Annotated in this window: 24 protein-coding genes and 1 pseudogene; 9 read left to right on the forward strand and 16 right to left on the reverse strand. The window is 70.5% G+C overall.

Going from position 1 to position 24760, the window contains the following annotated elements; genetic code table 11:
• From DEJ33_RS17425 to deoC, 3 genes and pseudogenes are all read right to left on the reverse strand, one after another.
• Positions 1-252 (reverse strand): annotated as a pseudogene (locus tag DEJ33_RS17425) (hypothetical protein); the annotation flags it as partial.
• A gap of 63 nt (positions 253-315) precedes the next feature.
• Complete coding sequence (locus DEJ33_RS02405) at positions 316-1275, reverse strand: ROK family protein (protein ID WP_111194224.1); 960 nt, start codon at positions 1273-1275, stop codon at positions 316-318.
• 101 nt (positions 1276-1376) lie between these two features.
• Positions 1377-2123, reverse strand: a complete 747-nt coding sequence (gene deoC / locus DEJ33_RS02410; RefSeq protein ID WP_111194225.1) for a deoxyribose-phosphate aldolase — start codon at positions 2121-2123, stop codon at positions 1377-1379.
• A gap of 42 nt (positions 2124-2165) precedes the next feature.
• Between deoC and DEJ33_RS02415 the strand changes: the two genes are divergently transcribed.
• The 4 genes from DEJ33_RS02415 (at position 2166) to DEJ33_RS02430 (ending at position 6404) form a co-directional block, all read left to right on the forward strand.
• Entirely contained in the window at positions 2166-3698 is a 1533-nt protein-coding gene (locus DEJ33_RS02415) for an SDR family oxidoreductase (protein WP_111194226.1), read from the forward strand.
• Entirely contained in the window at positions 3695-4321 is a 627-nt protein-coding gene (locus DEJ33_RS02420; RefSeq protein ID WP_111194227.1) for a GDSL-type esterase/lipase family protein, read from the forward strand. Before DEJ33_RS02415 ends, DEJ33_RS02420 begins: the two co-directional genes overlap by 4 nt.
• Positions 4318-4782, forward strand: coding sequence for a DUF6804 family protein (locus DEJ33_RS02425; protein ID WP_181432801.1), 465 nt, complete (start codon positions 4318-4320; stop codon positions 4780-4782). The genes DEJ33_RS02420 and DEJ33_RS02425 overlap by 4 nt, the downstream gene beginning before the upstream one ends.
• 68 nt (positions 4783-4850) lie before the next feature.
• Entirely contained in the window at positions 4851-6404 is a 1554-nt protein-coding gene (locus DEJ33_RS02430) for a stealth conserved region 3 domain-containing protein (RefSeq protein ID WP_111194290.1), read from the forward strand.
• Between the two features lie 269 nt (positions 6405-6673).
• Here DEJ33_RS02430 and DEJ33_RS02435 read toward each other — a convergent pair whose 3' ends face one another.
• From DEJ33_RS02435 to DEJ33_RS02455, 5 genes are all read right to left on the reverse strand, one after another.
• Complete coding sequence (locus DEJ33_RS02435; protein WP_111077136.1) at positions 6674-7633, reverse strand: phosphodiesterase; 960 nt, start codon at positions 7631-7633, stop codon at positions 6674-6676.
• A gap of 203 nt (positions 7634-7836) precedes the next feature.
• Positions 7837-9528 (reverse strand): cytochrome bc complex cytochrome b subunit, encoded by a 1692-nt coding sequence (locus DEJ33_RS02440; protein ID WP_111077137.1) that lies wholly within the window; start codon positions 9526-9528, stop codon positions 7837-7839.
• The gene (locus tag DEJ33_RS02445) at positions 9525-10592 is read right to left on the reverse strand and encodes a ubiquinol-cytochrome c reductase iron-sulfur subunit (RefSeq protein ID WP_111077138.1); all 1068 of its coding nucleotides are present in this window, start codon (positions 10590-10592) and stop codon (positions 9525-9527) included. Before DEJ33_RS02445 ends, DEJ33_RS02440 begins: the two co-directional genes overlap by 4 nt.
• A gap of 33 nt (positions 10593-10625) precedes the next feature.
• Positions 10626-11441 carry a cytochrome c gene (locus DEJ33_RS02450; RefSeq protein ID WP_111077139.1) on the reverse strand — a complete coding sequence of 272 codons (816 nt, stop codon included), beginning with the start codon at positions 11439-11441 and terminating at the stop codon, positions 10626-10628.
• Between the two features lie 20 nt (positions 11442-11461).
• Positions 11462-12100: a heme-copper oxidase subunit III gene (locus DEJ33_RS02455; RefSeq protein ID WP_110902297.1), complete on the reverse strand. Its 639-nt coding sequence runs from the start codon at positions 12098-12100 to the stop codon at positions 11462-11464.
• A 70-nt stretch (positions 12101-12170) separates the two neighbouring features.
• On the opposite strand from DEJ33_RS02455, the gene trpD reads away from it, so the two are divergent.
• Positions 12171-13235 (forward strand): anthranilate phosphoribosyltransferase, encoded by a 1065-nt coding sequence (gene trpD / locus DEJ33_RS02460; protein ID WP_111194228.1) that lies wholly within the window; start codon positions 12171-12173, stop codon positions 13233-13235.
• Positions 13236-13419: 184 nt separating this feature from the next.
• Here trpD and glpK read toward each other — a convergent pair whose 3' ends face one another.
• Both glpK and DEJ33_RS02470 read right to left on the reverse strand, forming a co-directional pair.
• A complete protein-coding gene (glpK, locus tag DEJ33_RS02465) occupies positions 13420-14931 on the reverse strand; it encodes a glycerol kinase GlpK (RefSeq protein WP_111077141.1) in 1512 nt (503 codons plus the stop codon).
• A gap of 173 nt (positions 14932-15104) precedes the next feature.
• Positions 15105-15827, reverse strand: coding sequence for an MIP/aquaporin family protein (locus tag DEJ33_RS02470; RefSeq protein ID WP_111194229.1), 723 nt, complete (start codon positions 15825-15827; stop codon positions 15105-15107).
• Between the two features lie 371 nt (positions 15828-16198).
• Between DEJ33_RS02470 and dhaK the strand changes: the two genes are divergently transcribed.
• From dhaK to dhaM, 3 genes are all read left to right on the forward strand, one after another.
• Entirely contained in the window at positions 16199-17200 is a 1002-nt protein-coding gene (gene dhaK, locus DEJ33_RS02475; protein ID WP_111194230.1) for a dihydroxyacetone kinase subunit DhaK, read from the forward strand.
• Positions 17201-17262: 62 nt separating this feature from the next.
• Positions 17263-17889: a dihydroxyacetone kinase subunit DhaL gene (gene dhaL / locus DEJ33_RS02480; protein WP_111077144.1), complete on the forward strand. Its 627-nt coding sequence runs from the start codon at positions 17263-17265 to the stop codon at positions 17887-17889.
• Complete coding sequence (gene dhaM, locus DEJ33_RS02485) at positions 17886-18611, forward strand: dihydroxyacetone kinase phosphoryl donor subunit DhaM (protein ID WP_111077145.1); 726 nt, start codon at positions 17886-17888, stop codon at positions 18609-18611. The genes dhaL and dhaM overlap by 4 nt, the downstream gene beginning before the upstream one ends.
• 84 nt (positions 18612-18695) lie before the next feature.
• Here the strand turns inward: dhaM and DEJ33_RS02490 are convergent, their stop codons facing one another.
• Positions 18696-19520, reverse strand: coding sequence for a helix-turn-helix domain-containing protein (locus DEJ33_RS02490; RefSeq protein WP_111077341.1), 825 nt, complete (start codon positions 19518-19520; stop codon positions 18696-18698).
• Between the two features lie 118 nt (positions 19521-19638).
• Here DEJ33_RS02490 and DEJ33_RS02495 point away from each other — a divergent pair, with 118 nt between their 5' ends.
• Positions 19639-20319, forward strand: coding sequence for an SDR family NAD(P)-dependent oxidoreductase (locus DEJ33_RS02495; RefSeq protein ID WP_111077146.1), 681 nt, complete (start codon positions 19639-19641; stop codon positions 20317-20319).
• A gap of 154 nt (positions 20320-20473) precedes the next feature.
• On the opposite strand, the gene DEJ33_RS02500 is transcribed toward DEJ33_RS02495, so the two are convergent.
• The 5 genes from DEJ33_RS02500 to DEJ33_RS02520 form a co-directional block, all read right to left on the reverse strand.
• On the reverse strand, positions 20474-21382 hold the full coding sequence (locus DEJ33_RS02500) for a pentapeptide repeat-containing protein (protein WP_111077147.1): 909 nt from the start codon (positions 21380-21382) through the stop codon (positions 20474-20476).
• Between the two features lie 49 nt (positions 21383-21431).
• The gene (locus tag DEJ33_RS02505) at positions 21432-21848 is read right to left on the reverse strand and encodes a MauE/DoxX family redox-associated membrane protein (protein ID WP_111077148.1); all 417 of its coding nucleotides are present in this window, start codon (positions 21846-21848) and stop codon (positions 21432-21434) included.
• A 58-nt stretch (positions 21849-21906) separates the two neighbouring features.
• Complete coding sequence (locus DEJ33_RS02510) at positions 21907-22341, reverse strand: hypothetical protein (RefSeq protein ID WP_146242505.1); 435 nt, start codon at positions 22339-22341, stop codon at positions 21907-21909.
• 361 nt (positions 22342-22702) lie between these two features.
• On the reverse strand, positions 22703-23749 hold the full coding sequence (locus tag DEJ33_RS02515; RefSeq protein WP_111077150.1) for a zinc-binding dehydrogenase: 1047 nt from the start codon (positions 23747-23749) through the stop codon (positions 22703-22705).
• Between the two features lie 14 nt (positions 23750-23763).
• Positions 23764-24738: a ketopantoate reductase family protein gene (locus tag DEJ33_RS02520; RefSeq protein WP_111077151.1), complete on the reverse strand. Its 975-nt coding sequence runs from the start codon at positions 24736-24738 to the stop codon at positions 23764-23766.
• Positions 24739-24760: the final 22 nt, after the last annotated feature.

The raw sequence follows: 24760 nt of genomic DNA on the forward strand, positions 1-24760 counted from the left end.
CCGGCGGCTTGAGCGCCGCGTGGATCTGGGGCGGGAGCACCCGCCCCAGATCCACGCGGCGCTCAAGCCGCCGGCGACGACCCGCGGATCGCCGACGCTCCATCCGTACGATGCGGCCCGGAGGGCGGCGTCCTGCGGTTCGGCGACCGACGCCCAGCAGGCACCGACCGCGACGAGGTCACCGGCAAGGACGGCGGCGTGCAGTTCCGCCGCCGGCCAGTCGTCCGTGGTGACGAGGCGGGAGGAGGGCACGAGCACATGATGGCGTAGCCGGCGTCACCGGGGGCGCGGGTGTGGACAAGCGGTGGAGCGGCGTCAGCGCAGGACGTCGGCCCGGTGCACGAGCGCCGCCGCGCCGATGAGCGGGCCGTCCTGCGACAGCCCGGTCGGCACGATCCGCACCTTCGTCACGAACGGGAACTCGACCCGCTCCGCGATGGCCTGTCGGGCGTACTCGAACAGGTCGGGGGAGACGTGCGAGAACCCGCCACCGATCGCCACGACCTCCAGATCGACCAGGCTCGTCGCGGCCGCGATGGCCTGACCGAGCGCGCGACCGCTCCGCTTGACCGCGGCCACGGCGACCTCGTCCCCGGCCGCGTAGGCGGCCGCGAGCTCTTCGCCGGTGCTGCCGGCGAACCCCTGACGACGCGCCCAGGCGACGGTCTTCGGGCCGCTGGCCACAGCCTCCAGGCAGCCGGTGCCACCGCAGGCGCACGGGTCGTCGTACCCGCCGCACTCGACGTGTCCGATGTGGCCGGCGTTGCCGGTCGGCCCGCTCACGGTCCGACCGTGCAGGATGAGCCCGCCACCGACGCCGGTCGAGACGATCATGCCCATCACGTGGTCAGAGCCCTGCGCCGCACCGACCCAGTGCTCGGCGAGCGTGATCGCGAGCCCGTCCATGCGCAGCGTCACCGGGACGCCCTCCGGCACGTGGGCGGCGACGCGGTCGCGGAGCGGGTAGCCGCGCCAGACCGGCATGTTCAGCGGGGAGACCAGGCCGTTCTCCTCGTCCACCGGACCCGCCGAGCCGATCCCGACGCCGACCAGGGTCGCGTCCTCCGGCAGGCTGGCGAGGGTCGCGACGACCACCTCGTCGACCGCGGCCTGCAGCTCCTCGGACGTGCGGCCGGGGCCGGTCGGGCTGCGGTGCCGGGAGGCGGGCAGGACGACGCCCTGGTCGGTGACCAGCGCGGCCTCGACCTTCGTGCCGCCGAGGTCGACGGCGAGGGCCAGGTTCGAGGAATCGGACGAGGTCGTGGTACTGGACATGCGCACTCCGGTGTGGCGGTCGGGAGGCCGGGCAGCGGTCCGGGACGTGTCGTGACGTCCGGACGCGGCCGGCCAGGTGAGGTCGGTCGGGGGAGAGGGGCTCAGTAGGACGAGGTGTCGTCGCCGCGGTCCGAGGCCGCACCGGTGGCGACGCGGTGCGCGACCTCGTCGAGGATGCGAGCGGAGGCGCTGGTGCCGATGCGGCTCGCGCCGGCCCGGACCATCTCGAGCAGGGTGTCGAGGCCGCGGACGCCGCCGGAGGCCTTCACACCGGTGTCGGGACCGACGGTCTCGCGCATCAGACGGATGTGCTCGGCGGTCGCGCCACCGCCGGCGAAGCCGGTCGAGGTCTTGACGAACGCGGCACCACCGGCGACGGCGGCACGGCTGGCGGCGACGATCTCGTCGTCGGTGAGGTACGCGGTCTCGAGGATGACCTTGACGACGGTGTCCCCGGCGGCATCGACGACGGCGCGGACATCACGCTCGACACGCTGCCAGTCACCGGACTTCGCGGCGCCGATGTCCTGCACCATGTCGAGCTCGAAGGCCCCGTCGGCGAGGGCCTGCAGCGACTCGGCGACCTTGGCCACGGTCGAGGTGGTGCCGTGCGGGAAGCCGATCACGGTGCCGACGCCCACCCCGGTGCCCTGCAGGCGCTCGACGGCGTGCAGGACGTCGCCCGGACGGACACAGACGCTGAACACGCGGTGCGCGGCGGCCTCGTCGAGCTGCGCATCGACCTCGGAGCGGCTCAGCTCGGGCTTGAGGACGGCGTGGTCGATGAGCCGACGCACGGCATCAGCGGTGACGGCTTCGGCGTTGTCGGGGAGCGCTGCGTTTTCCACCCGGCAAGCCTACAAGCAGGCGTGAGGCGTACCGTGCGGAGCATGCGCGTCCTCGTCACCGGGGCCACCGGGTACATCGGTGGTCGACTGGTCCCCAGACTCCTCGATGCCGGGCACGACGTCCGGGTCCTCGTCCGCAACCCCCGGAAGCTCCAGGACGTCCCCTGGGCGGACCGGGTGACCGTCGCCGAGGGTGACCTGCAGGACGCCGACGCAGTCGCCGCCGCGGTCGACGGGATCGAGGCGGTCTACTACCTCGCCCACGCCATGGGAGCGGACGGCGACTTCGAGCAGGCCGAGCGCGACGCCGCCCAGACCATGGCCCGTGTCGGTCACGAGGCCGGCGTGCAGCGGTTCGTGTACCTCGGCGGTCTGCACCCGGACGGCGACCTCAGCAAGCACCTCCGCAGCCGGAAAGAGGTGGGGGAGATCCTCCTCGGCTCCGGGGTGCCGACCGTCGCGCTGCAGGCGGGCGTCGTCATCGGTTCAGGCAGCACGTCGTTCGAGATGATCCGGCACCTGACGGACGTCCTGCCGTGGATGCCCGCGCCGCGCTGGGTGCGGAACCACATCCAGCCCATCGCCGTCCGCGACGTCCTCTACTACCTGGTCGAAGCACTCACGATCCCCGCCGACGTCAACCGCACGTTCGACATCGGCGGGCCGGACGTGCTCCGGTACGGGCAGATGCTCAACGGCTACGCGGTGGAGGCGAAGCTGCCGCAGCGACCGATCACGGTCCTCCCGGTCCTGACCCCGCGACTGGCGGCGCACTGGTTCAACGTCGTGACGCCGATCCCGCGGAAGCTCGCGACCCCGATCATCGAGTCGCTGCAGTTCGAGTGCGTCCAGCGCGAACACGACATCGACGACGTCATCCCGCAGCCGGAGGGCGGACTCACCTCGTACCGCCGAGCGGTCCGGCTCGCACTGGCGAAGATGCGCAAGGGCGACGTCGAGACGAGCTGGCGGAACGCGACGCTCTCGAGCGGGTCGGCCGATCCGCTGCCGAGCGACCCGGACTGGGCCGGCCACACCGTCTACGTCGACGACCGCAAGCGGCACTCGTCCGCCCCACCGGAGGCCGTGTGGAGCGTGGTCGAGTCGATCGGGGGCGAGAACGGGTGGTACTCGTTCCCGCTCGCCTGGGTCGCTCGCGGTTGGCTCGACAAGATCGCCGGCGGTGTCGGCCTGAACCGCGGCCGTCGCGACCCGAAGCGTCTCGAGCAGGGCGACGCGCTGGACTGGTGGCGCGTCGAACGGTTGGTGCGCGGTCGGTACCTGCGCCTCCGGGCCGAGTTCAAGTCGCCGGGGCGCGCCTGGCTCGAGATGACCGTCACCCCGTCGGACGACGGCGGCAGCGACTACCACCAGCGGGCGATCTACTTCCCACAGGGTCTGGCCGGGCGGCTCTACTGGTACGGCATCCTGCCGTTCCACGGGGTGATCTTCCCCGGCATGGTCGAGCGGATCACCGCCCGGGCTGAACGGGAGGCGCACCGTACGGACTCGACGCAGCGCAACTCCACGTACCAGAATGACGACGCGCAGCCAGCGCACGAGGAGGCGGCATGAGCGACGACGGCACGGACGGCGGCAGCACGGGCGGCGAACGCCCGGCCGGAGGCGGTGTCCTGTTCCTCGGTGACAGCATCACCGCGGGCGGCGACTGGGCACAGTGGCTGCCCGATGAGCGGACGATCACCCTCGGCGTCGACGGCGACACCACCGACGGAGTCCTGGCACGCCTGGACGAGGTCGTGCAGGCCGCACCCGAGGTCATCGTCCTCCTGATCGGGACGAACGACTTCGGCCACCACCGTGCCAGCGCCGAGCACGTCGTGCGGAACGTCGAGTCGGCCCTGGTGAGCCTCCGTCGTGCGCTGCCGGGCGTCCGACTGCTGCTGGTGTCGATCCTGCCGCGTCAGGCCGAGTTCACGCAGAAGATCGAGCAGGCGAACCGGCACCTCCGTCAGTTCGTCGCCACCTGCCACGCGCAGTACCTCGACGTCTGGCCGGCCCTGGCGGACGGGGACCACCTCGACGAGCGGTTCACCGACGACGGGTTGCACCTCGACGAGGACGGGTACCGCGCCTACGTCGCCGAACTCGTGCCGGCGCTCGAGCGTGTCCGTGAGCTGCCGCCGATGTCACGGCCGATCTCGCTGGCGGACCTGCGCGACGCCCAGGACCGATGACGGCACGGAAGGGACGGCCGGCGATCGGGTCCTCGCAGCAGGCGGCCTCGTCTCCGCAGGGCTCGTCGCGGCAGGGCTCGTCGCGGCAGGACTCGCGCGGCGCCACCCAGGGGAGCGGGTCGGGCCGCGACGGACGGACCCTGCCGGACTTCACCCGTCCGGCCCTGGCGCCGTCGCTCCTCGCAGCCGTGGTGCTCCTGGCGTGCGTGGCGTTCCTCGACTCCTCGGCGTTCGTCTTCGCGCGCTGGGGCGTCACGGTGTTGGCGCTCATCGTCCTGGTCTTCGCGATCCGCGGACGCGCCTGGTGGGCGGCGGTCCTCACCGCGGCCGTCGCCGTCTGCTGGAACCCGGTCGTGGTGCTCCCGATCCCGGGGCAGCTGTGGGCCGCGCTGCAGCTCGTGGCGGCGGCGCTCTTCATCGTCGTCGGGATCGCGGTCAAGGTGCCCCGCGCGGCGGACTGACGCCGCGCCTCCCGGTAAGATCGCAGGTGCTGTGCATCGAGTACGGCGGCGTGACCTGGAAGGCATGGATGAGCAACGAGACCGAGCCGGTGACCGAGAGTCCTCTGCTGACCCCTCGACCGTCCTCCGGCGGTCTCGACCGTCCTGACGTCGTCCTCCGCAAGGGACGGCTCACCCTCATCAACGGGCACCTCACGCCCCAGCAGTCGATGATCGAGGACCTGCTGTTCCTCGACGACGCCCTCACCGCCGGCGACGTCGACCACCTGCTCATCCGCGGCAACGACCAGCGTCCGGTCATCGCCGTCGACGAGCGCGACCGCCAGCGGGCCGAGAGCGCCGTGATGGACGCCGCCGCCGGCGAGCCGTTCTACGCGAAGCCGCCGGGCAAGGCCGCCCTGCTCGTCGTCGACGACGGCTTCGGATCGGCCGACGAGCCCGTCCTGCGCCTGTTCCGTCCGCGCCTCGAGCCGATGGGCCGTCTGCGGTACGGCGCGGAGACGAGTGTGCAGCTCGAGTTCTGGCGTGTCACCGAGACCGAGGTCCTGGCGCCCGTCGAGAACGCCCTGATGCGACGCAGCCTGCCGATCGAGGAGTTCGTCCTCGTCGACATCGAGCGCTACGGTCGCGGCTGGTCCACCGTCGAGCACATGTTCGACGACCACGTCTCCGACATCCGGTTCCCGATCGACATCGTCTTCTCGTGGGTGGACGGCAACGCGATCGAGTACCAGCGCGCCCGTCAGGCCGCGCAGGCGAACGCCGTCCTGGGGGAGGGCGACGACGCCCCCGCCCGCTTCCGGCAGATCAACGAGCTGAAGTACGCGCTCAGGTCGGTCCACATCTTCGCGCCCTGGATCCGCCGCATCTACATCGCGACCGACTCACCGGCGCCCGAGTGGCTGGCGGACCACCCGAAGGTGCGCATCGTCCGCAGCGAGGAGTTCTTCGCCGACCCCTCGGTCCTGCCGACCCACAACTCGCAGGCCGTCGAGGCGCAGCTGCACCACATCCCGGGGCTCAGCGAGCACTTCATCTACTCGAACGACGACATGTTCTTCGGGCGCCAGGTCGACCCGTCGATGTTCTTCAGCCCGGGATCGGTGACGAAGTTCATCCTCGCGACCACCCGGATCGGGCTCGGGACGAACAACCCGGCACGCAGCGGATTCGAGAACTCGGCACGGGTGAACCGGAAGCTCCTGCAGCAGCGGTTCGGCGCGGTCACCACGCGGCACCTCGAGCATGCGGCCACGCCGCTGCGGAGGAGCATCATGACCGAGATGGAGCACGAGTTCGCGGCAGAGTTCGCTGCGACCGCCGGCTCCCGGTTCCGTGCGGCGGACAACATCTCCGTGACGAACTCGCTGTACCACTACTACGCGCTGCTCACCGGTCGGGCGATCATCCAGGAGAACGCGACCGTCGGGTACATCGACACGACGATGGAAGCGGGGCTCCGGGAGCTCGACGAGCTGCTGAAGAAGCGGAACGTCGACATGTTCTGCCTGAACGACGGCAGCTTCCCGGAGGTCAGTGACGAGGAGCGTACCGAGCGGGTCACCGACTTCCTCGAGCGCTACTTCCCCTTCCCGGCGCCGTGGGAGCGCCCCGGCGCCTAGGGCGCGGAGCGCCCTGCCGGGGCGCTCCGGGCGAGCCTGCGAGCCCGGCGCCGAAGCCCAGCCATCTCCCGGAGTCGCTCCGGGCGAGCCTGCGAGCCCGGCGCCGAAGCCCAGCCATCTCCCGGAGTCGCTCCGTGCGAGCCTGCGAGCACGGCGCTGGATCCCAGTTATCTCCCGAGGTCGCTCCGGGCGCACCCGCGAGCACGGCGCCGAAGCCCAACCCCCTCGCGAGCGGCCCGTGCACGGCCGCCAGGCCCCCGTACACGCCGTCAGCGGTGTATCGGGGACACCGGCACCGAGTCGAGGGTGAACACCGGCATCGAGGCCGTGACGGGCGCGGGCTCGACGGCCGTCGGGATGACGACCCCGGCAGCAGCGAGCCGCGCTTCGGTCTCCATGGAGGACACGGGTTCGCCGACGGTCGCGTAGGTGCCGATCGGGACGACCGAGTGCACGACCTGGTGTCCGTAGACGTGCATGAGGTTGAACGACTGGGCACCGTCCCGTCCGCGGGTGCCGCCCTGGAACTCGTTGAGGTCCTGCGTGTAGCAGGTGGCGCTGGCGACGGAGACGGGGATGCCCGCGAACACGGCACTCGTCGAGTAGTGCAGGTGGCCGGCGATGATGGTGAGGATGTCGCTGCCCTCGACCACTTCGGCGAGGGCCGGCTGGTCGCGGAGCTCCACGAGGACGGTGAGGTCCTGGACGCTCGGGACGGGCGGGTGGTGCATCGCGAGGATCGTGCCGTGCGGTGCCGCTTCGGAGAGGACCTCGGCGAGCCAGTCGAGCTGTTCCGGGGAGACCTCACCGTGGTGGTGTCCGGGGACGCTCGTGTCGAGTGTGATGACACGGAGGCCGTTCACGTCGTACACGAAGTCGACGGGGCGGTCGGTGGGCTGCAGGCCGAAGAGCCCCTGTCGGAAGGCGCCGCGTTCGTCGTGGTTGCCCATGGCCCAGATGACCTGCGCGCCGAGACGTTCGGCGGCGGGTTCGATGATGTCGCGGACCTTGACGTAGGCACCCGGTTCACCCTTGTCGGCGACGTCGCCCGTGATGATGATCGCTTCCGGGCGTGATCCGGAGGCTTCGATCTCGGCGATGATCTGGCCGAGTCGTGCGGCGGAGTCGACGGCCCCGTAGAGCGCGCCGTCGCCGGCGATGAGGTGGGTGTCGCTGAGGTGGAGCAGGAAGTGGTTCGGCCTGGGGTGTTCGGCCGTCCGGGCGTCCATCGGTCTCTTCTTCCGTTGGCAGCGGGTGCGTGGTGCAACACAGTGCCACACCGTCCTCGACGATTCCAGCACCCACGTCTGAACGCCCCGTGAACTGGGGCGGCGTGTCCGATGTCCGCGGGTTGAGGCGAACGCGAACACCCCCCGACCACGAAGTGGACGAGGGGTGTTCGCGTTCTTGCCGAGGAGTGTTACCGAGGAGACTAGTGCGTCCCGGCACCGACCTGTGGGGCCTGGTGGGTCCCCTCCAGGTCGGGACCGTGGTGCGCGGCGTGCGCGGCTTCGAGCTCGTTCTTCGACACCGGCTCGATGCGGTCTTCGAAGAAGAAGCGGGAGGCGCGTGCACGAGCCTTCTGCAGCGAGGTGATGCGACCACGGGAGTCCGGGCGGATCATCAGCGGCTTGTAGTCGTTGAACTCCAGCAGACGCCAGCGCTCGTACTCGTCGAGCTGCTCGTGCACCTCGATGTACTCACCGTGCGGCAGTCGGACGATGCGGCCCGACTCGTACCCGTGCAGGACGATCTCGCGGTCCTTCTTCTGCAGTGCGAGGCAGACACGCTTGGTGATCCAGAAGGCCACGAACGGACCGAGGACCGTCGTTGCCTGGAGCACGTGGATCACGTGGTTGATCGACACCATGAAGTGGGTCGCGATGAGGTCGGACGACGCCGCGGTGAACAGCGCACCGTAGAGCGTGATGCCGGCGACGCCGAGAGCGGTCCGGGTCGGGGCATTGCGCGGGCGGTCGGCGATGTGGTGCTCCCGCTCGTCTCCCGTGACCCAGGCCTCGATGAACGGGTACACGAAGATCGCGATGATCAGACCCATGAGGACCGCGATCGGAACGAGGATGTTGAACGAGATCGTGTAGCTGAACCAGTTGACCTCCCAGTGCGGCGGCACCAGACGGAGCGCACCGTCCGCGAAGCCGATGTACCAGTCAGGCTGGGTACCGGCGGACACGGGGGAGGGGTCGTACGGGCCGTAGTTCCAGATCGGGTTGATCGTGAAGAACGACGCGATGGCGGCGAGGATGCCGGCGACGATGAAGAAGAAGCCACCGGCCTTCGCGGCGAACGCCGGCAGGATCGGGACGCCCACGACGTTGTCGTTGGTCTTGCCCGGACCCGCGTACTGGGTGTGCTTGTTGATCACGACGAGCACGAGGTGGACACCGAGCACTGCGACGAGGATCGCCGGCAGCAGCAGGATGTGCAGCGTGTACAGACGGCCGACGATGTCGGTCCCGGGGAACTCGCCGCCGAAGAGCAGGTAGGCGATCCAGACACCGATGACCGGCACACCCTCGATCATGCCGACGATGATGCGCAGACCGTTGCCCGAGAGCAGGTCGTCGGGAAGCGAGTACCCGGTGAAGCCCTCGGCCATGGCGAGGACCCAGAGCACGAAGCCGAAGACCCAGTTGAGCTCGCGCGGCTTGCGGAACGCGCCGGTGAAGAAGACGCGCGCCATGTGCAGCATGACGGAGGCCACGAACAGCAGGGCCGCCCAGTGGTGGATCTGCCGGACGAACAGACCGCCGCGGATCTCGAAGGAGATGTTGAGCGTCGACTGCAGCGCCACCGACATCTCGACGCCCTTGAGCGGGACGTAGGTGCCGTTGTAGACGACCTCGGCCATGGACGCCTGGTAGAAGAACGTCAGGAAGGTCCCCGAGAGCAGGACGACGACGAAGCTGTAGAGCGCGACCTCACCGAGCATGAAGCTCCAGTGGTCGGGGAAGATCTTGCGACCGACCTCCTTCACCAGGCCGGAGATGCTCGTGCGCTCGTCGATGTAGTTCGCGGTGTAGTTGATCAGACGCGAGCCACGGTCAGGAGCCGGCTTGTTCGCCGACTCGGTGGTGGGGGTGGTGGTCGTTGTGCTGCTCATGAGCGGGCACGCTCCCAGAAGGACGGGCCGACCGGCTCGTGGAAGTCGCTCTGTGCGACCAGGTAGCCGTCGTCATCGACCGAGATCGGAAGTTGGGGAAGGGGGCGGGCCGCCGGTCCGAAGATGACCTCGCAGTTGTTCGAGACATCGAAGGTGGACTGGTGGCACGGGCACAGCAGGTGGTGCGTCTGCTGCTCGTAGAGCGCGACCGGGCATCCGACGTGGGTGCAGATCTTGGAGTAGGCGACGATGCCGTCGTAGCCCCAGTTCTCGTGGCCCTTGGCGGGGTTGAGGTCCTTCGGGTCCAGGCGCATCAGGAGGACGGCGGCCTTGGCCTTCTCCTCGAGCATGTGCTCGGAGTCGAGCATGCCCTCGGGGATGACGTGGAACACCGATCCGATGGTGACGTCGGACGCCTTGATCGGCAGACCCGTCGGGTCCTTGGTCAGGCGGAGGCCCGACTTCCAGAAGGTGTGACGGAGCAGCTCGTTCGGGTCTTCCTTCGGCGCGAGGTCGCGCACCAGGACGATGCCGGGCAGCGGGAAGGCGACCAGGGCACCGATGAGCGAGTTGCGGATCAGCTTGCGACGGCTGAAGCCGGACTCCTTGTCGGCGAGCTGGAAGGCTTCGACGGCCTTGGCGCGGGTCGCGTCCGTGCCACGCGTGGTGTGGCGCATCTCTGTGATCTCGCGGTCGGAGACGAGCGTCTTCGACCAGTAGACGGCACCGATGCCCAGGGCGAGCAGGGCGAGCGTGATGGAGAGACCGAGGAACAGGTTCGCGGTACGGACCGTTCCGAACTCGTCCGGGTCGATCGGGAAGGCGATGTACGCGGCGATCGAGAGCACGCTCGCGACGATCGACACGTAGAAGAACGTGGCGACCTGGCGCTCGGCCAGACGCTGCTTCTTCGAGTCGACGTCCGTGCGGCGCGCGCGGTGCGGCGGCTCGCCCGGGTTCTCGAACGGATCGTGGGGCAGGACCGCGGTCCCGACCGGCTGGTTCGCGTCGTGCCTCTCGACAGCCGAGGACGAGTTCAGTGCCTCGTCGTCGTGCTCTGCCATGGTGTTCCCTTCAGTGTCGTGCGACACGGACGATCAGTTGGTCTTCGCGGTCAGCCAGACGGTCATCGCGACGACCGCTCCGAGACCGAAGATCCAGATGAACAGACCCTCGGCGACCGGGCCGAGGTCACCCAGGCCGAAGCCACCGGGCGACCTGTTGTCCTGCACGTACTTCAGGTACGTGATGACGTCGGCCTTCTGGTCCGGGGTCAGGTTCAGGTCGTTGAACACCGGCATGTTCTGCGGGCCGGTGAGCATCGCCTCGTAGATGTGCTTGCCGGACACGTCGCGCAGGTTCGGTGCGTACTTGCCCTCGGTCAGCGCGCCACCGGCGCCGGCGACGTTGTGGCACATCGCGCAGTTGATGCGGAAGAGCTCGGCACCTTCGGCAGCGTCACCCTCTGCGCCGTCGGTGAGCTTCGACGACGGGACCGACGGGCCGGGGCCGAGGGAGGCGACGTAGGCCGCCATGGCGTCGACCTGCTGGTCCGTGAACTGCTCGGGCTTCTCTTCACCCTGCGGGCCCTGGGCGGCGAGCGGCATGCGGCCGGTCCCGACCTGGAAGTCGACCGCTGCCGAGCCGACACCGATGAGGGACGGGCCTTCGCTGGTGCCCTGTGCCGACAGCCCGTGGCACGTGGCGCAGTTCGACGCGAAGAGCTTCTGACCCTCGTTGACCTGGGACTGGCTGGATGCGGCCAGCGTGGTGCTGGTGCTGTCGTCGGCGTTGGCCGACGTGCTGAACAGTGCGTACGCACCACCAGTCGTCATGAGGGCGACGGCGAGCAGGGACACGGTCGCCAGGGGGGAGCGACGGCCCTTCTTGTTCTTCTTCGATGTGTTGAACATGCTGTGGGGCTGCCTGATTCTCACTTGAGGAGGTAGATGACGGCGAAGAGACCGATCCACACGACGTCGACGAAGTGCCAGTAGTACGACACCACGATCGCGGTGGTGGCTTCCTTGTGCCCGAAGTTCTTCGCGGCGAACCCACGCCCGAGCGTGAGGAGGAAGGCGATGAGACCGCCGGTCACGTGCAGACCGTGGAAGCCGGTGGTCATGTAGAAGGCGGAGCCGTAGGCGCTCGAGGAGAGCGTCATGCCCTCGTGCCAGAGGTTGGCGTACTCGAAGATCTGCCCACAGACGAAGATCGCGCCCATGCAGTAGGTGACGAAGAACCACTCCGTCATGCCCCAGTCCTTGGGGTTCCAGCTGGTGCGGTGCACCTGGAACCGCTCGGCGGCGAAGACCGCGAACTGGCAGGCGAAGCTCGACAGCACCAGGACGATGGTGTTCACCGATGCGAACGGCACCTCGAGCTTGGCGCTCTCGGTTGCCCAGAGCTCGGGGGAGGTGCTTCGCAGCGTGAAGTAGATCGCGAACAGGCCGGCGAAGAACATGACCTCGCTGCCCAGCCACACGATCGTCCCCACGGCAACGGGGTTCGGCCTGTTCAGGACCGGACCGCTGACGGATCTGGAGAGAGGGGTGCTTGTCACGTCTTCCATTATGGCGGAAACCCCCGACAGTGTTTTCGCAGGCAACTGGCGGGTCCTCCAGAATCAGTACGATCGAGCCATGTCTGACGTACTCTCCTGGCCCTCGGTGATCAGCGCGCTCATGGCGCGCGAGGACCTCTCGATCAGGCAGTCCACATGGGCCATGGAGCAGATCGTGCAGGGCGAGGCGACCTCCGCCCAGATCGCCGCCTTCGCCGTGGCCCTCCGCGCGAAGGGCGAGACGGTCGACGAGGTCGTCGGTTTCCGCGACGCGATCCTCGACGCCGCCGTGCCGCTCGATGTCGACCCGATGGCCCTCGACATCGTCGGCACGGGCGGGGACGTCGTCGGCACCGTCAACATCTCGACCATGGCCGCGATCGTCATCGCCGCGGCGGGTGTGCCCGTCGTGAAGCACGGCAACCGGGCGAGCTCGTCCAAGTCCGGGTCGAGTGACGTGCTCGCCGCCCTCGGTCTCGACCTCACGATGGACGCCGCGCGTGTCGCCGAGACCTTCCGGCGTGTCGGTCTGACCTTCGCGTTCGCCAGCGCGTTCCACCCCGGATTCGCCCACGCAGGCCCGGCCCGCCGCGAGATCGGCGTGCCGACGGTGTTCAACTTCCTCGGCCCGCTGGTCAACCCGGCGCGCTGCGAGGCGAACGCCGTGGGCGTGGCGCAGCTCGAACTCGTGCCGATCATCACCGGCGTGTTCCAGACCCGGGGTGCGACCGCGCTCGTGTTCCGCGGCGACGACGGCCTCGACGAACTCACCACCACCGGCCACAGCCACATCTGGGAGGTGTCCGGCGGGCGCATCACGGAGCACGACCTGGACCCGCGCGACCTGGGCATCGCCCACGCCCGGATCGAGGACCTGCTCGGCGGCGAGCCGGCGGAGAACGCGGCGATCGTCCGGACGGTGCTGGCCGGCGAGACCGGACCGGTGCGCGACATCGTCCTGCTGAACGCGGCGGCCGGACTGGTGTCCTTCCGTCTCGCGCAGGACCCGACCGAGGCCGACCGTCCGATCCTGCAGCGCTTCCGCGAGCAGCTGGTCGTCGCGTCGGGATCGATCGACTCCGGCGCCGCCATGCGCAAACTGGACGAGTGGGTCGGCGTGGCCCCCGCCTCCGACCCGGCCTGAGACGCCGGCGGCGACGCGGGACGCCGCCGAGTACCCGGACACCGCCGGTTGCGGCGGCGTCTCACGGACACCGAGGCGTCTCGGCGGAAGGCACACAGGCAGGCACACGCAACAGACGGGAGGCCCGTACCGGTTCTGCGGAACCGGTACGGGCCTCCCGTCTGGAGCGGTCAGGCGACCCGCGTCAGCGGACGTCCTCGTCGACCCAGTCGAAGGTCTTCGTGACGGCCTTCTTCCAGAGGCGGAGGGTGCGCTCGCGCTCGGCGGCGTCGAGCTGGGGCTCCCAGCGCTTGTCCTCCTGCCAGTTGGCACGGAGCTCGTCGAGGTTCGCCCAGAACCCGACGGCCAGGCCGGCCGCGTAGGCGGCACCGAGCGCCGTGGTCTCGGCGACCACCGGGCGGACCACGGGGACGTCGAGGATGTCGGCCTGGAACTGCATGAGCGCGTCGTTGGCGGTCATGCCGCCGTCGACCTTGAGCTCCGTGAGCTCGACGCCGGAGTCCGCGTTGACGGCGTCCAGGACCTCGCGGGTCTGGAGTGCCGTCGCCTCGAGGGCCGCCCGGGCGATGTGCCCCTTGTTGACGTACCGGGTGAGGCCGACGAGCGCGCCGCGGGCGTCCGGACGCCAGTACGGCGCGAAGAGACCCGAGAAGGCCGGGACGAAGTAGACGCCGCCGTTGTCCTCGACCGTCGTGGCGAGGGTCTCGACCTCGGGCGCGCTGCCGATGATGCCGAGGTTGTCGCGGAGCCACTGGATGAGCGAGCCGGTGACGGCGATGGAACCCTCGAGGGCGTAGTGCGTCTCCTGGTCGCCGAGCTTGTAGCCGACGGTGGTGAGCAGGCCGTTCTCGGAGCGGACGATGTCCGTGCCGGTGTTGAAGATGAGGAAGTTGCCGGTGCCGTAGGTGTTCTTCGACTCGCCCTGGTCGAACGCCGCCTGGCCGAAGGTCGCCGCCTGCTGGTCGCCCAGGATGCCGGCGATCGGGACCTCGCGGAGGAGGCTCGAGGACTCGACGTGGCCGTAGACCTCGGAGGAGCTGACGATCTCCGGGAGCATCGACTTCGGGACGCCGAAGTCGGCGAGGATGTCGTCGCGCCACTGCAGCGTCTCGAGGTCCATGAACAGGGTGCGCGAGGCGTTCGTGACGTCGGTCTTGTGGACGCCGCCGTCGGTGCCACCGGTCAGGTTCCAGAGGACCCAGGTGTCGGTGGTGCCGAAGAGCAGGTCGCCGGCCTCGGCCTTCTCGCGTGCACCCTCGACGTTCTCGAGGATCCAGGCGATCTTCGTGCCGGAGAAGTAGGTCGCCAGGGGCAGGCCGACGATGGCCTTGTAGCGGTCGGTGTCGCCGTCGGCGAGCTTGTCGACGATCGACTGCGTGCGGGTGTCCTGCCAGACGATGGCGTTGTAGACGGCCTTGCCGGTGGTCTTGTCCCAGACGACCGCGGTCTCGCGCTGGTTCGTGATGCCGACCGCTGCGACGTCGTGACGGGTGATGTCGGCACGGGAGAGGGCCTGGCCGATGACCTCACGGGTGTTGTCCCAGATCTCCGCCGGGTCGTGCTCGACCCATCCGGCGCGCGGGAAGATCTGCTCGTGTTCCTTCTGACCGACGGAGACGATCGAACCGGAGTGGTCGAAGACGATCGCTCGCGTGCTGGTGGTTCCCTGGTCGATGGCGACGATGTAGTCGGCCATTGGTGCTCCTTACGACGGTGTTCGGTGCTGCGGACGGGACGGGTCGACCCGGCCGCGGGTGTTCGGGTGGTGCAGCGCGGGGCGGCCGCGCGGGTGGCGGGACGCGGCCGCCACGAGGGAGGTGCAGCGTGGCGGCCGCGTCGGTGGTGCTGGTGGTGCTGGTGGCCCGGTGACTACGCCATCGGGAGCAGCGCGCCGGAGAGGATCGCGGCGAGTGCACCACCGACGAGCGGGCCGACGACCGGGACCCAGGCGTAGGACCAGTCGCTGGTGCCCTTGCCCTTGATCGGCAGGAGGGCGTGCGCGATGCGCGGGCCGAGGTCACGTGCCGGGTTGATCGCGTAGCCGGTGGGGCCACCGAGCGAGACACCGATCGCGATCACGAGGGACGCGACCGGGATGGCGCCGAGTTCGGACGGGGTCTTGCCGTTCGTGAAGGCGAGGACCACGAACACGAGGACGAAGGTGCCGATGATCTCGGTCACCAGGTTCCACGCGTAGTTGCGGATCGCGGGACCGGTGGAGAAGACGCCGAGCTTCGCCGCGGCGTCGGGCTCCTCGTCGAAGTGCTGCTTGTAGGCGAGCCAGACGATGACGGCACCGATGATCGCGCCGATGAGCTGCGCGAGCCAGAAGAGGAACATCTCGCCGACCGAGATGTTGCCGATGATGGCCTGCGCGAGGCTGACCGCCGGGTTCAGCTGTCCACCGGACTTGTACGACACGGTGACGCCGGCGAAGACCGCGAAGCCCCAACCGATCGTGACCATGAGGAAGCCTGCGCCGAAGCCCTTGGACTTCGTGAGCGAGACCGCGGCGACCACGCCGCCACCCAGGATGATGAGCATCGCCGTGCCGACGAGCTCAGACAGGAATTTGACGCCGATGTCGTCCACCGGTACCTCCGATTTGCTGTGGTCGGGGGCCCCGGCTGAGCACCGGCACTCCCCGTCGAGTGATTGAGCCCGAGCTTAGTGCTGGGAATTTCCGGAGGGCGATGGACTCGAACCGCAATCCCGTCAAAGTGAACGGACGTGCACGGGTCATGGATGCCGGGAGACGCGGCGACCGGGTCGGAGGGTGGGGCCGGTGCACGAACGTGCAGAACGGCGGCACACGTGCCCGCGACTGCCCCTGGCGAGGACACCGCACGGCGGTACAGTGAGCCCGACTCCGGACGACGTCGGCGGTGTGCAGGCGATGGACCGGTGCCGGACATCCGTGTCGTACTCGTGGCACACCCTCGTCACACTCCCGGAGGCGCAGCATGAAGAAGCTCATCAACGACCCGCAGGACGTCGTCATCGAGACCGTCCGGGGGTTCGCCCTCGCCCACGCCGAACACGTCGTGCTCGTCGAGGACCCGGTCCACCTGTACCGCCGTGACGCCCCGGTGTCGGGCAAGGTCGGCATCGTCAGCGGTGGCGGCAGCGGACACGAGCCCCTGCACGCCGGCTTCGTCGGGTACGGCATGCTCGACGCCGCCGTCCCGGGCCCCGTGTTCACCAGCCCGACGCCCGACCCGATCGTCGCCGCCACCAAGGCCGTCGACGGGGGAGCGGGCGTCCTGCACATCGTGAAGAACTACACCGGGGACGTCCTGAACTTCGAGACCGCCGCCGAGCTCGCCGCGATGGACGACGTCCGGGTCGAGAGCGTCGTGGTGGACGACGACGTCGCCGTGCAGGACTCGCTGTTCACCGCCGGTCGCCGCGGGGTCGCGGGCACCGTCGTGGTGGAGAAGTGCGCGGGCGCCGCCGCCGAACGTGGCGACGATCTGGACGCCGTCGCGGCCGTGGCCCGCCGCGTCAACGAGGTGACGCGGTCCATGGGGCTCGCGCTGGCCTCCGGGACCGTCCCGCACGCCGGCGAGCCGTCCTTCACGCTGGCCGATGACGAAGCCGAGCTCGGCATCGGCATCCACGGCGAGCCCGGCCGGGAGCGGATCCCGATGGCGCCGGCGGACGAACTGGTCGACCGGGTGCTCGAGCCGATCCTGACCGACCTGCACGCACCGGCCGGGGCGCAGCTGCTCCTGCTCGTCAACGGCATGGGCGGGACCCCGCAGTCCGAGCTCTACATCGCCTACCGACGCGCCGCCGAGGTCCTCTCGGATCGTGGCTACACCGTCGCGCGTAGCCTGGTCGGCAACTACGTCACCTCCCTCGAGATGCAGGGGTTCTCGCTCACCGTCACGGTGCTCGACGAGGACCTCACGGCACTCTGGGACGCGCCGGTGGAGACGCCGTCGCTCCACTGGGGACGCTGACACCGCACCACGACTCCGCTCACGACGCCGACCAGCCGGTCGGCCGCACGAAGGGACACACCTTGTCGCTCGACACCGCCTGGGCCATCGACTGGGTCCGCCGCACCGCCGCCACCATCGACGAGCACCGGGCGGAGCTGATCACGCTCGACCGCGAGATCGGCGACGGCGACCACGGTGAGAACCTCGACCGGGGGTTCCGCGCGGTGGTCGTCGCGCTCGACGACGCGGATCCCGAGACGCCGGGTGCGGTGTTCAAGCTCGTCGCGACGAAGCTCATCTCCACCGTGGGCGGCGCGGCCGGTCCGCTGTTCGGCACGGCGTACCTCAAGGCGGCCCAGGCGGCAGGTGATGCCACCGAACTCGACGCCGACACGCTGGTCGCCGTCCTGACCGCAGCCCGCGACGGCGTCGTCTCCCGCGGCAAGGCCGAGGTCGGCGACAAGACGATGATCGACGCGTGGACGCCGGCCGTCGACGCCGCAGCCGCAGCCGCCGCCGCGGGGGAGACCCCGCAACGGGTGCTCGCGGCCGCGGCCGACGCAGCAGCGACCGGTGCCGCATCGACCGACGAGCTGGTCGCCCGGAAGGGACGCGCGAGCTACCTCGGCGACCGCGCGGTCGGGCACCGTGACCCCGGTGCCCAGTCGAGCGCCTACGTCCTCCGTGCCGCCGTGGACGCGGCATGAGCGTCGGCATCCTGGTCGTCTCGCACAGCGCCGCCGTCGCGCAGGGCACGGTGGACATCGCACGACAGATGGCCGGCGACGTGCAGCTCGTCGCGGCCGGTGGGACCGACGAAGGCGGCATCGGCACCTCGTTCGAGGCGATCACCGCCGGCATCGAACAACTCGCCGGGACCGACGGCGTGGTCGTGCTGTGCGACCTCGGATCGGCCTACCTGACGACGGACACGGCGCTCGACTTCCTGGACGACGAGCTGCGTGCCCGCGTGCACGTCTCGGACGCCCCGGTCGTCGAGGGGACCGTCGCGGCGGCCGTCGCCGCCCAGACCGGGGGCGACGTCGACGCGGTCCTCGCGGCTGCTGCGAGCGCATCCGGGACCACGGCCGGGACCGGCGCCGGCGCGGACGACGCGGCCACGGGCCTCCCGGGAGGCACGCCGACGGTCTCCGACGCCGGTGCGGCCGACGGGACCAACGCGACCGCCACCGTCGAGCTCGTCAACGCGTCGGGCCTGCACGCCCGTCCCGCTGCGGAGTTCGTGAAGACGGCGGCGAAGCACGACGCCTCGGTCCGGGTGAACGGGGTCGACGCGAAGAGCCTCCTGGCGATCATGGCGCTCGCGCTGCCGAAGGGTGCGACGGTGACGATCGTGGCGTCCGGCCCGGACGCCCGGGCCGCGGTCGATGCGCTGGCGGACCTGGTCCGATCCGGCTTCGGCGAGTAGTCCCTCCCGCGGACCGCAACGTGGGCGGTTCCTCGCAGCATCACTCCGTTGCGCGGCGACGCCGACGTTGCGTTCCGCGGGCGGTCAGACGCGCTGGAGGCCCGTGACCCGCAACAGGTCCAGTCGCGAAGCGTCGTCACTGCCGGGCACCACCGTGTAGACGACGATCCGCAGGTCGCTGCCCGGCACCGAGAGGGTGTCGCAGTCGACCTCGATCGGACCGACCGGGGTCTGCAGGGTCTTCCGGCTGGTCCGGTGCTCGGCGATCCGCGCCTCGCCCCAGCGCCGTTCGAACTCCGGGCTCGTCGCCCGCAGGTCCCGCACCAGCTCGGCGAGGCGCCGGTCGTCCGGGTAGCGGCCGAGGGCGGTGCGGAGGTCGGCGGCGAGGTCGGACGCGAACGCCTCGGCGTGCTCGTCGTCGAACTCCACGCCGGCGTGCCCGTCGGTGAAGAACTGCCAGACGAGGTTCGCGGAACGACCCTGCCACCGGTCGACGTCCCCCGTCGCGGCAGCCCACAGCTCGTTGCGGTGCAGCAGGTCGTGGCTGGCCGTGAAGACGGCGAGCGGCACGTCCGTCAACCGGTCGACGATCCGCTGCACGCCAGGTGTGATGTGCCGGGGGACGAGCCCATGTGTCGGGGGAGCGGCACCGGCGACGCGGAACAGGTGGTCGCGCTCCTGCTCGGTCAGGCGGAGTGCGGTGGCCAGAGCGGCGAGCAGCTGCGGTGACGGGTTCGTCGCACGGCCCTGTTCGAGTCGCACGACGTAGTCGACGCTGACCCCGGCGAGGGCGGCCAGTTCCTCACGTCGGAGGCCCGCGGTGCGTCGTCCGGCGCCGGCGGGCAGGCCGACCTCGGCTGGGGTGACCCGGTCGCGCCAGGACCGGAGGACGTCGGCGAACTCGCTCATGCACACATCCTCGCGCGTTTCGGCCAGCGGACCGTGGTACTGCCAGTCCCAGGGTCCGGGGGACAGCACGTCGAGCGGGGCCTGGGGGAGTGCGGGCGGAGCGAGCACGATGGTCCCCATGACCACCACACTCATCACCGGGGCGAACCGCAGCCTCGGACTCGAGACCGCCCGCCGCCTCATCGAGGCCGGCCACACCGTCTACGCCGGCGTCCGGAACCCGGAGGACGCCGACGCCGTGCGTGCCCTCGGCGCCACCGTCGTCCGCCTCGACGTCACCGACCAGTCCAGCATCGACGAGGCCCTCGCCTCGATCCCCGCGCTCGACGTGCTCGTCAACAACGCCGGCGTCCTGGGGACCTCGTTCGGCGTGGACGACCTGACGGCGGAGGCGATGGCGTCCGTCCTCGACGCCAACGTCACCGGCATCGTCCGGGTGACGCAGGCGGCACTGCCGCTGCTGCGCGCCTCGGAGAACCCCGTCATCGTCAACGTCGCGTCCGGGGTCGGCTGGCCGCGGTTCCTCAGCACCCCGGGCCACGACGAGTTCCACGTGCCGAGCATCCCGTACGCGGCGTCGAAGGCCGCGGTCATCACCCTCACGGTGCAGTACGCGAAGAACCTGCCCGGGTTCCGTGTGAACGTCAGCGACCCGGGCTACACCGCGACGGACTTCAACGGGCACTCCGGCCACCAGACGGTGACCGAGGGGACCGACGCCACGGTCATGCTCGCGCTCCTCGGTCCGGACGGGCCGACGGGGGAGTTCCACAACCGGCACGGGCGCGTCGACTACTGACGTGACCGGCTGGTGCTGACGAGACCGGTCGGTCCTGACGTGACCGGCTGGTACTGACGAGACCGGCCGGTCCTGACGTGACCGGTTGACGGACGGGAGGCCCGTGGCGACACCGCCACGGGCCTCCCGTCCGTCAGGGCGTCGGTCAGGGCGGTCAGCCCGCCCAGTGGGACGGTCGCTGGAACCCGTCGTCCAGGCGGGTGCGCGCGTCGCCGCGGGCGGCGTTCACCTGCATCTGCGTCAGGTACACGGCTCCGCGGAGGTCGGCTCCGGAGAGGTCGGTGTCACGGAGGTCCGCACCGATGCACTCGCACCGGCGCAGGTCCGCGCCGGTGAGGTCGGCACCGATGAGGAGCGCACCGCGGAGGCTCGCGCCGCGCAGGTCCGCCCGCCGCAGGTCGACGCCGAGCAGGTCCGCACCGGGACCGACGCGCACGCGCCCGATCCGGCGGTCGTCGCGGGCTCGGTCGACGCTGCCTCGGTCGTCCCCGGCTCGGTCGGCGCTGCCTCGGTCATCGGCGGCACCGACCCGGGCGTGCCGGCTGGCGGTGAGGAGGAGCGGTCGCGCTGCGTCGTACTCGGCGTCCACGTCCACGTCCAGCAACGTGCCCGGGTCGGCGTCGCTCAGGTCCCGGACCCGGTCGAACCGTTGCGTCAGCTCGGTAGCCGCATGTTGGTCGCGCGTGATGGTGATCGCTTCGTCCAGGTAGCGGAGCAGCTCGTGGAGTCGGCGGACGACCGGGAAGACGGCGAACATCGCGTCCCGGGTGGCCGTGTCGTCCTGCCAGGAGCGGCCCGCGAAGGTGTGGCGGGACACCTTCTGCCCGGCACCCGAGCAGTCGAAGACCGTGCAGCCGCGGAACCCCTCGGCCCGCAGGCGTGGGTGGATCGTGCAGCCGTCTGCGGGGTCGAGGTTCCCGCACGGGTCACCGGCGTCCTTGTCGACCGGGAAGTCGACCGACCGGGTGAACGCCAGCGCGACGCAGCACAGGCCGAAGCAGTTGGCGCAGTCGGCTCCGAGGTCCTCGCGGCGGCCGAGGGTGACCCGGGTGCGTGTCGTCATCGCCGACGAGGCTAGCCCAGCGCTCGGTCGCGCTCACCCACCGACGGGGTCAGCGGCGCCCGCGGAGCGCGTTCGTGGCCCAGAGCGCGACGGCGATCAGCACCGGCTGGAACAGCAGGCGGACGAAGCGCTTCGTGTCGGTGTCGAGCCCGAAGCCGTCACGGTGGTGCATCCACTGGGCGATGTTGCCCGGGAAGATCGCCGTGAAGAACACCGCCGCGACCCAGCCGACGGTCGCCTGACGGCGGACGAGCAGCATGAGCGCGGCGCCGAGGGAGATCTCCGCGATGCCGGAGGCCAGCACGGTGACGTCAGGGTCGAGCGGCACGAACTCGGGGACCTGGGCGCGGAACTCCTCGCGAGCGACCGTGAGGTGGCTGATGCCCGCCCACGTCATCGCCGCGCCGAGCAGGATGCGGACGACGGTGCGGGGGGCGGAGGAGCGGGAGGAGTGGCGACGGGACATCGGTTCGGGTGCCTTTCGGTGGTGGGGGAGGGTGAGGGGGAAGTGGCGGTTGCTCGGGTCAGTGCGCCCGGAGCACCCGATGCCTGCGGACGAGTTCGAACACGACGACAGCGCCGATCGCGCCGAGGAGTCCGGCACGCGGCCGACCCCGGGTGGAACGGACCACGGCCGCCAGCCCGGCGATGGTCAGGCCGGCAGCGGCAGCCGTCCCGCCGCCGACCGCGCTGTCCTCGAGGTCCGTGCCGACCCGGACGGCACCGAGGGCGGTCGCTGCTGCAGCGGCGGCGGGACCGACGACTCCGGCGCGGCCGAGCAGCGGACCGGTCGCGATCTCGAGCAGGGGGACGAGGACAGCGTGCGGCACGCCGGGGACGAAGCCGCGGTCCGCCATCCGGCGGGCGCGCGCCCCGAGCGGCTGTGAGACGAGCGCGGCCGCGCCGTGCGCGGTGAGGCACGTGCCGATCGCGCTGGTGATCTTGCTGCGTGCAATCATGTTGCGCACAACCTAACACCTGCTGGCGCGGAACGGTCGGGAGGCTGGTCACGCTGCTGTGTGCTGGTCGCGCTGCCGGACTGCGGGTCGATGACGATCTCCGAGTGCTCGTCCTGGCGGGTGGGGTGCCACAGGGGTGCGAGGGGAGTGCACTCGCGGTCGTCAGCGGCGCTCTGCCCCACCGGAGCTCACTGAGTTGACATAATATGCATTATCGGCGCGGAGTTCGTGGCGCCTGAACCCTGTGCGGGACGGCTCCGATCGGCTGCGCACAACGGAAGCCCGCCGGAACCACGGCATCCCACGGTTCCGGCGGGCTTCGGTTGTGCGGCGGTCATCCAGATCGCACGCGCCGCCCGTGTCAGCCCGCCAGCATCGCCTTGATGCTCCGTCGTTCGTCCATCGCGCGGTACCCCTCGGCGACGTCCGCGAGCGGCAGCGTCAGGTCGAACACGGCGCCCGCATCGTACGTGCCCGCCATCGTCCGCGCGACGAGGTCCGGCAGGTACCGACGGACCGGCGCGACGCCGAACCGCAGCGTCAGGTGCTGCACGAACGGCTGGAAGATACCGAGCTGCGGGCTGGTGTGCGGGACGCCGACCGCGCCGATCGTCCCGCCGACCCGGGCCATGCCGATCGCCGTGGCCCAGGACTCGGGCGTCCCGACGGCCTCGACGACGTGCCGCACGCCGAGTCCCCCGGTCATCTCGCGGACGGTCGCGACGGCTTCGTCGCCCCGCACGCTGACGACGTCCGTCGCACCGTACGAGCGCCCGAGAGTGGCTCGGTCTTCATGGCTGCTCATGAGGATCACTCGCTCTGCACCCAGGACGGAGCGTGCACCGAGCACCGCGGCCAGACCGACAGCGCCGTCGCCGATCACCGCGACGGTCGAACCGGCAGTCACGTCGGCGAGCACGGCGCCGTGGAGCCCGGTGCCCGCGACGTCGGTCAGGGCGAGCAGCGACGCGAGCTGGCCGTCGTCGACGGCGGACGGGCCTCCCGGCACGACCACGAGGGTGCCATCGGCCAGGGGAACGCGCACCGCCTCCCCCTGTCCCCCGTCGGTCCCCGGGGCACCGAAGGTGCCGCCGTGCTCACAGCGGGTGTGGATGCCGTCGAGGCAGGCCGGGCAGGTGCCGTCGGACCACTGGAACGGCGCGACGACGAGGTCCCCGACCGCGATGGTCCGGACGTCCCGGCCGACCTCCTCGACGACGCCGATGAACTCGTGCCCGAGGCGGGACCCCGGCTGGCGCTGGATCACGCCCCGCCAGGACCAGAGGTCGGACCCGCAGACGCAGGACCGGACGACCCGGACGACGGCGTCCGTGGAGTCGTGCAAGGCGGCGTCGGGGACGTCCTCGACGGTGACGTGGCCGGCGGCCTGGTAGATCGCTGCGCGCATGGGAGGGCTCCAGTTCAGACGTGGGTGGGGAGGTCCCGCACGAAGGCCGCGAGTTCGTCGAGGTTCGCGCGCTCGCACGTGCGGCGGCCCTCCTCGACGTCGTGGACCATGGCGACGATCCGGTCGAACACCGGGCCCTGGATGTCCTTGTGCACCTCGTCGACCTCGGTCTTGCGCTTCCGGACCATGAGATCGCGCCAGATCCCGGACCGGGCCTTCGCGCTGCGGCGGTTGAACGCGGCGAGGCGGTCGAGGGAGCCGGGCAGGTCGTCGGGCACGAAGCCGTCGAAGGACTCGACCGGGACGGGTGCCTGGTCGATGGCCTCCTGCGCGACGGCGATCATCAGCTCACGGTAGGCGGGCAGCGACAGCGAGTCGGCGATCGTCAGGTCCGAGACGGCCCCGGCCCAGAGCATCGCGCCGTAGGCCTCCTTGCCCCACAGGTACCCGAGGACGTTCTCCGTCGGCAACGCGTACGGCATCGCGTCCGCGAGCAGACCCACCCGCGGCGTGATCGCTCCCCCGGCGAGCTCGCCGATCCGGAACGCGGCGATGTTGCCCTGCAGGATCCGCCCGGGTTCGAGGTAGTCCGCGCCGACGTTGATGAAGCTCGACACGACGCGATCGGCACCGACCACGCCGGACAGGGTGTCGGCGGTCAGCCCGTTCTGCGTCGTCAGGACGTACCCGTCGGGTGCGAGGACCTGGGCCACGAGTTCCGCAGCGGCAGCGGTGTGCAGGCTCTTCACCGCGACGACGGCCGCGCCCACGCCCCCCGGACCGGCACGGTCCGCCAACTCCCCCGGCGTGACGGCGTCGACCTGGACGGTGAAGTCCTCCACGGGTCCTTCGATGTGCAGCCCGTTGGCGTTGATCGCGGCGACGTGGTCGGCGTCCGCGTCGCACAGCAGCACGCCGTGCCCGGCGCGCGCCATGTGTGCGCCGATGGTGCCGCCGATCGCGCCGGCGCCGATGATCGTGATGTCCACGGGGGTCCTCTCGAGGTGGTGC

The sequence above is a fragment of the Curtobacterium sp. MCPF17_047 genome (assembly GCF_003234045.1).
In the GTDB taxonomy this organism is placed as follows: domain Bacteria; phylum Actinomycetota; class Actinomycetes; order Actinomycetales; family Microbacteriaceae; genus Curtobacterium.